Source organism: Sphingobium sp. (assembly GCF_035511395.1).
GTDB lineage: Bacteria > Pseudomonadota > Alphaproteobacteria > Sphingomonadales > Sphingomonadaceae > Sphingobium.
The window spans coordinates 1-7,525 of record NZ_DATKFP010000382.1; the positions used below are offsets into that span (position 1 = coordinate 1).

7 protein-coding genes are annotated in these 7,525 nt (G+C 66.1%); all 7 read right to left on the bottom strand.

Translation table 11 applies throughout. From position 1 onward, the window contains the following. On the bottom strand, positions 1-1,050 hold a 1,050-nt coding region (locus VMR39_RS25950), incomplete at its 3' end, for a UDP-N-acetylmuramoyl-tripeptide--D-alanyl-D-alanine ligase (RefSeq protein ID WP_325420672.1). 94 nt (positions 1,051-1,144) lie between these two features. Next, positions 1,145-2,587 carry a UDP-N-acetylmuramoyl-L-alanyl-D-glutamate--2,6-diaminopimelate ligase gene (locus tag VMR39_RS25955; RefSeq protein WP_325420684.1) on the bottom strand — a complete coding sequence of 481 codons (1,443 nt, stop codon included), beginning with the start codon at positions 2,585-2,587 and terminating at the stop codon, positions 1,145-1,147. Next, positions 2,587-4,290 (bottom strand): penicillin-binding protein 2, encoded by a 1,704-nt coding sequence (locus tag VMR39_RS25960; RefSeq protein WP_325420674.1) that lies wholly within the window; start codon positions 4,288-4,290, stop codon positions 2,587-2,589. The genes VMR39_RS25955 and VMR39_RS25960 overlap by 1 nt, the downstream gene beginning before the upstream one ends. 1 nt (position 4,291) lies before the next feature. Continuing rightward, on the bottom strand, positions 4,292-4,942 hold the full coding sequence (locus tag VMR39_RS25965; RefSeq protein ID WP_325420676.1) for a colicin transporter: 651 nt from the start codon (positions 4,940-4,942) through the stop codon (positions 4,292-4,294). Beyond that, entirely contained in the window at positions 4,939-5,895 is a 957-nt protein-coding gene (rsmH, locus tag VMR39_RS25970; protein ID WP_325420678.1) for a 16S rRNA (cytosine(1402)-N(4))-methyltransferase RsmH, read from the bottom strand. The genes VMR39_RS25965 and rsmH overlap by 4 nt, the downstream gene beginning before the upstream one ends. Then, positions 5,892-6,392 carry a division/cell wall cluster transcriptional repressor MraZ gene (locus tag VMR39_RS25975; protein WP_325420680.1) on the bottom strand — a complete coding sequence of 167 codons (501 nt, stop codon included), beginning with the start codon at positions 6,390-6,392 and terminating at the stop codon, positions 5,892-5,894. Before VMR39_RS25975 ends, rsmH begins: the two co-directional genes overlap by 4 nt. 173 nt (positions 6,393-6,565) lie before the next feature. After that, on the bottom strand, positions 6,566-7,525 hold a 960-nt coding region (locus VMR39_RS25980), incomplete at its 5' end, for a Gldg family protein (RefSeq protein WP_325420682.1).

Sequence of the window (7,525 nt, forward strand, 5' to 3'; positions counted from 1 at the left end):
CTTGAGTGTCGCCGCCATGGACAGTGGGTTGGCGTTATAGCTTTCATCGATCAGCAGCACTTCGCCGCCGACCACGGGCAGAATGCGCCGCTCGCCCCGTCCGGGCAGGCCCGGCATTTCGGCGAGAGCCAGGCCCGCCGCCGCCAGATCGCCGCCGACCGCCTCCACCGCCGCCAGCACGGCCAGCGCATTGGACACCCAATGGTCGCCGGGCGCCGCGACGGTGAAGCAGAGTTCCGCCTCCGGCAGCTTCGCCGTGACCAGCGTGCCGCCGCCGGGTGCCGCGATCGTCTCCAGCGCGTGAATGTCCGCGTCCTGACCCATGCCGAAGGTCAGGATGCGATCGGCATGGCGCTCCGCCTTGCTGTAGAGAGTGGCGACATGCGGGCTGTCATAGGGGATGATGGCGGTGCCGCCGGGTTCCAGCCCCTCGAAAATCTCTGCCTTCGCCTCGGCGATCTTCGCCTCGGTGCCGAAAAACTCGATATGGGCGGGCGCGATCGCGGTGACGATCGCGATATGGGGACGGACCTGCCGCGTCAGCGCGGACAGTTCGCCGGCATGGTTCATGCCCATTTCGAACACGCCATAGGCCATATCGCGCGGCATTCTGGAGAGGCTGAGCGGCACACCGACATGGTTGTTGTAGCTTTTGACCGAGCGATGCACCTGCCCCGGCGCGGCACGGTCCAGCGCATGGAACAGCGCTTCCTTCGTGCCGGTCTTGCCGACCGATCCGGTGACGCCGATCACCTTCCCGTCCATACGATTGCGCGACGCCTTGCCCAGGGCTTCGAGCGCGGCGGCGCTGTCGGGCACCAACACATGGGGCCAGGCTACGGCTTCGCTGACGATCGCGCCGGCTGCGCCTTGGCCGAAGGCTTTGTCGACGAACTTGTGGCCGTCGGTCGCCTCGCCCTTCATCGCGACGAACAGGTCGCCCTGCCCCACTTCGCGGCTGTCGAATGCGACGCCCGAAACGGTGAACGGCGCCGACGCGGCGCCGCCTGTGGCCTGAGCGATTTCCTCGGAGGTCCAGAGGGTATCCATCACCAGCCCCGTTCGCTTCGAGCGAAGTTCAGCAGCGGTTGCGCTGGTCGGGTCTCGACACGCTCGAACCGAACGGATGCAGGTGCGTGACGCATCAACCCGCGCACTCACGCGCTACGGTGACATCGTCGAAGGGCAGGACGCGATCGCCAATAATCTGGCCCTGCTCATGCCCCTTGCCCGCGAGCAGCACGATATCGTCCGCGCCCGCCTGACCGATGGCGGCGGCGATGGCCGCGCGGCGGCCGCCAATCTCTTCAGCATCCGGCGCGCCCGCCAGTACGGCGGCGCGAATGGCGGACGGTTCTTCCGAACGCGGATTGTCGTCGGTGACGATGACATGGTCGGACAGTTCCGTCGCGACCTTGCCCATCAGCGGGCGCTTGCCCGCATCACGATCGCCGCCGGCGCCGAAAAGGGTGATGAGGCGGCCACGGGTATGCGGACGCAGCGCCTCGATCGCCGCGCGCAGACCGTCGGGCGTGTGGGCATAGTCGACATAGACGGGAGCGCCAGCCTTGCTGATGACCGCACGCTCCAGCCGGCCACGCACCGGCTGTACCCGACCCAGCAGTTCCAGCACCTTCGCCGTGTCCGCACCGGTAGCGATGACGAGGCCCGCGGCGGTCAGCGCATTGGCGGCCTGATAGGCGCCGATCAGCGGCAGGTTTACCTTATAGGTCTTGTCATCGGCCTCGATCTCCAGCGTCTGGCCCAACTGGGTCGGGATGCGGTTGGCAAGCCGGAGGGCCTGCCCCTGCACCCCGACGCTCAGCACACGAAGCCCCCGCTTCGTAGCCCGCGCGATGACCTTGTCCGACCATATGTCATCCGCCCACACGACGGCGCTGCCATGCGGCGCGACGACTTCGTCGAACAGACGCATCTTGGCGTCGAAATAGCTGTCCATGTCGCCATGATAATCGAGATGATCGCGCGACAGGTTGGTGAAAGCGCCGGCCAGGACCGGCAGGCCTTCGGTGCGATACTGGTCGAGGCCATGGCTGGAGGCTTCGAACGCGGCATGGGTAATGCCCTCGCGCTTGAGGCCCGACATGTTGGCGAGGAAGGTGACGATGTCCGGCGTGGTCAGGCCCGTCGACACCTGATCGACCGAGGTAGTGACGCCCAGCGTGCCGATCGACGCGGACTTGTGGCCCATCATCCGCCACAGCTGGCGGGCGAGTTCGACCGTGCTGGTCTTGCCGTTGGTGCCTGTGACGGCGACGGTCACGTCGGGGAAAGGCGCAAAATAACGCGCCGCCATCTGCGCGAAGAGGAGACGGGGATTGGCGTCGGCGATATGGATCGCGCCTTCCACCTTCGCCTCCGGGCGTGCGACCACGGCGACGGCGCCGGCCTTCACCGCTTCGGGGATATAATCCTCCCCGTTGACGCGCAGTCCCTGAAAGGCACCGAAGACGGTGCCCGGTGCAACCTTGCGGTTATCGATCGCGAAGCCTGTAACGGACGTGTCGAGGCCGGTGTTGTCACCGACCTCGACGTCCAGCTCCTCGATTAGCGACCCGAGGCGCATCATTCTTTCTCCTTGTCGCCGTGCAGCAGCGGCATCAAATCCGAAATATCCACGTCTCGCCGTTCGTCCGGCATCACGCCCAGCATCGGCCCGGTCCGCTCGATGACCCGCTTCACCACGGGCGCGGCGGTCCATGCAGCGGTGCGCAGGCCATATTGGCCCGTCGCCTCGTCCATGATCGCAATCACGACATAGCGGGGATTGTCCATCGGGAAGGCAGAAGCGAAAGTCGTCACCAGCGAAGTCTTGTTATAGCGCCCTTCCTGGGGCTTCTCGGCCGAACCCGTCTTGCCGCCCACCCGGAATCCCTTGGCGTCAGCACTCCGCCCTGTACCCGCCGACACGATCATCCGCAACAGTTGCCGCATCCGCGCGCTCGTGGCGGCGGAAAAGACCCGGCGCCCCTCCGGCACATCGTCGGGGCTAAGCTTGCGCACGGTGGCCGGACGCCAGATGCCGCCATTGACCAGCGCGGCATAAGCCGCCGCCAAATGCAGCGGCGTCACCGCAATACCATGGCCGTAGGATGTCGTCATGCTGGTGATTCGGCCCCAGCTGGACGGCCAGAGGCCGGCGGCGCGCTCGTTGAACTCGATCGGCGCGCGCTGGTCGAAGTCAAGGCTGCGGAACAGCTTCTGCAACGGCGCCGCGCCCATTTCGTCGGCAATGCGCGCGGTGCCGATGTTCGAGCTATGCACCAGGATTTCCGGCACGTTGATCCAGCGGCCGAGCGAATGGTCGTCCTTGATGCGAAAACCGGCGACGGCGAGCGGTGCGGTCGCATCATAGCGCTTGCTCATCGACGTCACGACGCCCGCATCCATGGCTGCGGCGATCGACAGCGGCTTGAAGGCGGAACCCAGCTCGTAACGGGCCTGCACCATATGGTTGCAGAGCGGCGATTCGCTGCACCGTTTGCCGGCGTAATTTTGCAGCTTGTTGGGATCGAAGACGGGGATCGACGCCATGGCGATGATCTCGCCGGTATTGGCGTCCAGGATGATGCCGCCCGCGCCCTTGGCCCGCGTCTGCACCAGTTGCGCATAGAGTTCGCTTTCGAGCGCGCCCTGCACCCGGCTGTCGATCGACAGGGCAAATGGCTTGCTGCGTTGCGCCGTGTCGGTCAGCCGGTCGTTGAAGGCCGCCTCCACGCCCATGCCGCCTGCACCCTCGCCATTCGGGGCGAAGCCCAGCACATGCGCCGCCAGGGTGCGCTGCGGGTAGAGGCGCTCCTTCTCGCGCGGAAATTCGATACCGATCTCGCCCAGCGCGTTCACCGCCGCCACCTGTTCCGGCAGCGCGCGGCGACGCAGATAAGCCCAGCCCCGACCGGTCAGCTTCTTGCGAAAGGCCGCTTCGCTTTCGTCGGGGAAGATTTCGTTGAGCTTGCGCGCCAGTTCGTTCGGGTCGCCGATCAACTTCGATGGGCGCACCGCGATCGAATAGGCGTCCATCGTCCGCGCCAGCGGCACGCCGTTGCGATCGACGATATCCGCGCGCGCAGGCACGAACGCACCCAGCGACCCATCGCCCCCTGCCCCATGCGCAAAAATGCCGACCCACAGGAGCCGGCCGATCACCACGGTCGTGATTGCCATGAACAGGATGAGCAACAGCATCAACCGGTTATGGGCAACGGCGGTCAGATTGACCCGTTGCTTGCCCGCCCGTGGCCCGCCTGGCTGGACGATGATCGTGGCCATGTCAGCGAGCCCCCTTCCGCCGTTCGCGCGCCGCCTTCGCGGTCAGATCGCCCAGCGTGCTGTCATCCAGCAGCTTGGCGTCGAGCATCGCCATCCGTTCGGCCTTGCGCGCGATCGGATTGGGCTTCGACACATCCGCATCGGCCTTCGCCTGCTGCACCGGAGTGCGCTTGGCGGGCTTGGGCAGCGTGTCGACATTATCGGCGGCATGGGCTTCGCGAATGACCGCGATGTCGCTGCGGATCTGGGTCGCCGCCGGGCTTTCGGGCGCCTTCTGCGGCGCGGAGGGCAGGTCGGCGGGGCTTTCAACCATCGCCACCATCACCGGCGGCGCGACATAGTCGGGACCGTTGGGCTGCACCCCGTCCAGCTGCGCCAGTGCGCGTTCACCCGCGAGATATTGCTGCGCGGTCGGCGTCGCATAAAGGAAGTCGTGCTGGTTCCAGCTCTCCAGCTGACGCATCGAGGCGCGCGCGCTGAATTCCGTTTCCAGATAGCGAATATCCGCCTTCGCCGCCGCGATCTGCGCCCGTACGCGCATCAGGTCGTTGCGCTCGGTTGCGACCTTCAGAGACACCATATAGGCGCCAAGCGCGCCCAGTGCGACGAGGATCACCCAGATCAAGCTCTGCAACCTCTTGACGGCGATCATGAGCGGGCACTCCGGGGGGACTGGTCGGGGGGGGCAGATGTACGGACGGCGCTGCGCAGCGTGGCGGACCGGGCGCGGGGGTTGCGCGCCAGTTCCACCTCACCCGGGCGCACCGCCTTGGCGGGCTTGGCGAAGGTCGGTGCGGCGCCGACCGCGCGTTCGGGCAGATGCCGCGACCCCGCGCCTTCGCCGCCACTGCGCTTGCGAAGGAACTGCTTGACGATGCGGTCCTCCAGACTGTGGAAGGTGACGATCGCCAGCCGACCGCCCTCCTCCAGCAGCGCCTCGGCCGCGTCGAGCGCCAGTTCCAGCTCTTCCAGCTCGCGATTCACATGGATGCGGATCGCCTGAAAGGTGCGAGTCGCCGGATCCTTCTTGTCATGCAGCTTGTGACCCAGCGCCTTGCGGACCACGGCGGCGAGTTGGCCGGTGCGCTCCAGCGGCCGCGCCTCCACGATCGCGCGAGCAACGCGGCGCGACTTGGGCTCGTCACCATAGCGATAGATGACGTTGGCAATGTCCTCTTCCGGGGCGGAGTTGAGGAAATCGGCGGCGCTCATGCCGTCCTGGCTCATCGTCATCGTGAGCGGGCCGTCCGACTGAAAGGAAAAGCCGCGCTCCGCCCGGTCGAGTTGCATCGAGGACACGCCGATGTCGAGCGTGATGCCCGACACCTTGTCGATGCCGCGCGCCGCCAGCCATTCCGCCATGCGCGAAAATTCGCCGGGGATGAGCGTGATGCCATGTGCGTCGGCGACCGCCTGCCCTTCGCGAATCGCATCGGGGTCGCGATCGAAGGCGAAGACGCGCGCACCCGCGCGGGCCATGGCGCTGGAATAGCCGCCCGCGCCGAATGTGCCATCGACATGAATCTCGCCGGGGTTGATGGCGAGAGCGTCAAGCACTTCGTCGATAAGGACGGGGATGTGGGGCGCGGTGGCGGCGTCGCTCACTTGGCCGCCCCTTCCGCTGTACGGGCTTCGAGCCAGCGCTTCACCTTGTTGCGGATCAGGGCCGGACGATCGGGGCTTTCCACCAGCGCCTCAGGCTTCCAGAGCTGGAAGTAACGGCCGACGCCGTAGAAGAAGACCGTATCGGTGATGCCGGCTTCTTCCTTGATATCGGGGTGCAGGAAGAAACGGCCGCCATCGTCGAAATTCACGTCCTCGATCGTGCCGAGGCGATTCTCGCGCTCCAGATCGGCATTGAAGTCGCGCCCGGACTCATAAGCCTGGCGCTCCAGCTTCTCGACTTCGTCGAACAGGAACTGCTTGTGCGACAGACCGAAGCCGGTGGCGCAACCATTGTCGAAATGGACGGACAGGCACAGGCGGCTTTCGCCGCCGCTGGCCTGCTTGACCAGCTTGCGCATCTCCAGGGGCAGCACGAAACGGCCCTTGCCGTCCGCGACGCTGAACGCGTTGCCCGAATAGAGAATGACGTCCGACACGCTGGAAACAGGCCCCTTTTGTCCGGGACGCAGGCCGCCCTTCGCCGGAATCGCGAAGAGACCATCCGACGCACAGGACTGCACAAAGCCTGACGAACCCCAATGCCGGTTTTTCTACCAAGCATGGAGCCGACTGAAAAGGGGAAAAGTCGGGAGAGGGTGGGAAAAGCCGGTCAAAAATGGGTTAGAATGTTTTCCCGGCTTCTTTCAGCCTCATTTTCGCTTTTTGTTCTGCGGTTTTTTGCGACGAGTTGCGCGGCGAGGAGCACTGCTCCCAGCATTGCCCACCCTGTCCCAGCCAGAATCGCCCAGCGCAGACCCAGAATCACATCGGCGGGGCTCCGCATCCAGCGGCGCTCGCCGGGAATCGGAGCGGCCAGCCATTGGGCCAGCAAGGCCGGCGTGTCCGCGACCCAGGCGCGCGGATCGAGCGGACGGGTCGGGTCGACCAGCCAGAGGCGATCGTCGATCAGGTCGGCGTCGCCGACCAGCAATGCCTCACCCCGTCCGATCCGCATTCGCTGCGGCACGGCATGTACCATCGCCGCCCCGGACAGGGTGACAAGGCGGCCATCGGGCAGGAAATGACGGATTTCGCCATGTGCCAGCGCGCCGCGATCGAATCCCCAATGATCGAGCAACGGCGCGAGCAAGCTGGCCGACGGTGCGCGGCGACGATCGCCCAGCGGCAGGTCGGTGGGCCAGCGCAGCAGCGGATCAGCGAGGACCAGGGCCGTGCCGCCGCCCCGCACCCACTGGTCGATCGCAACCAGCTGTGCCGGCGACAGAGCGCGCGGCTGTGCGATCAGCAGCCTACGCGCGCCCGACCGGGGAAGATGCAGCGGGTCGTCGAGCGGCTCCACGGTGAAACGGGTCCGCAGCAGCGTGACGATCGGGGCGTCGCGCAGCCCGCTCCCGGCCTGTCCCGGCTCCGTCCAGAAGAGCGGCAGCGCGGTGAGGATAGCGAGCTTCGGGCGATTGGCGGCCAGCTTAACGGGATGCGCAGGGCCAAACCAAAGGAAAACCGCGGCGACCAGGATCGGGACAATGCCTGCAATGCGCGCCAGCACACCGTCCCTCGAAGGACAACGAAGCCATGCGGCCCCGAAAATTCCCAGCAATGCGACCGCCGA

Bases quoted from the DNA above. Each gene is read 5' to 3' on its own strand.
- VMR39_RS25965 (WP_325420676.1), bottom strand. From the start codon at position 4,942: ATGATCGCCGTCAAGAGGTTGCAGAGCTTGATCTGGGTGATCCTCGTC.
- VMR39_RS25955 (WP_325420684.1), bottom strand. From the start codon at position 2,587: ATGCGCCTCGGGTCGCTAATCGAGGAGCTGGACGTCGAGGTCGGTGAC.
- VMR39_RS25960 (WP_325420674.1), bottom strand. From the start codon at position 4,290: ATGGCCACGATCATCGTCCAGCCAGGCGGGCCACGGGCGGGCAAGCAA.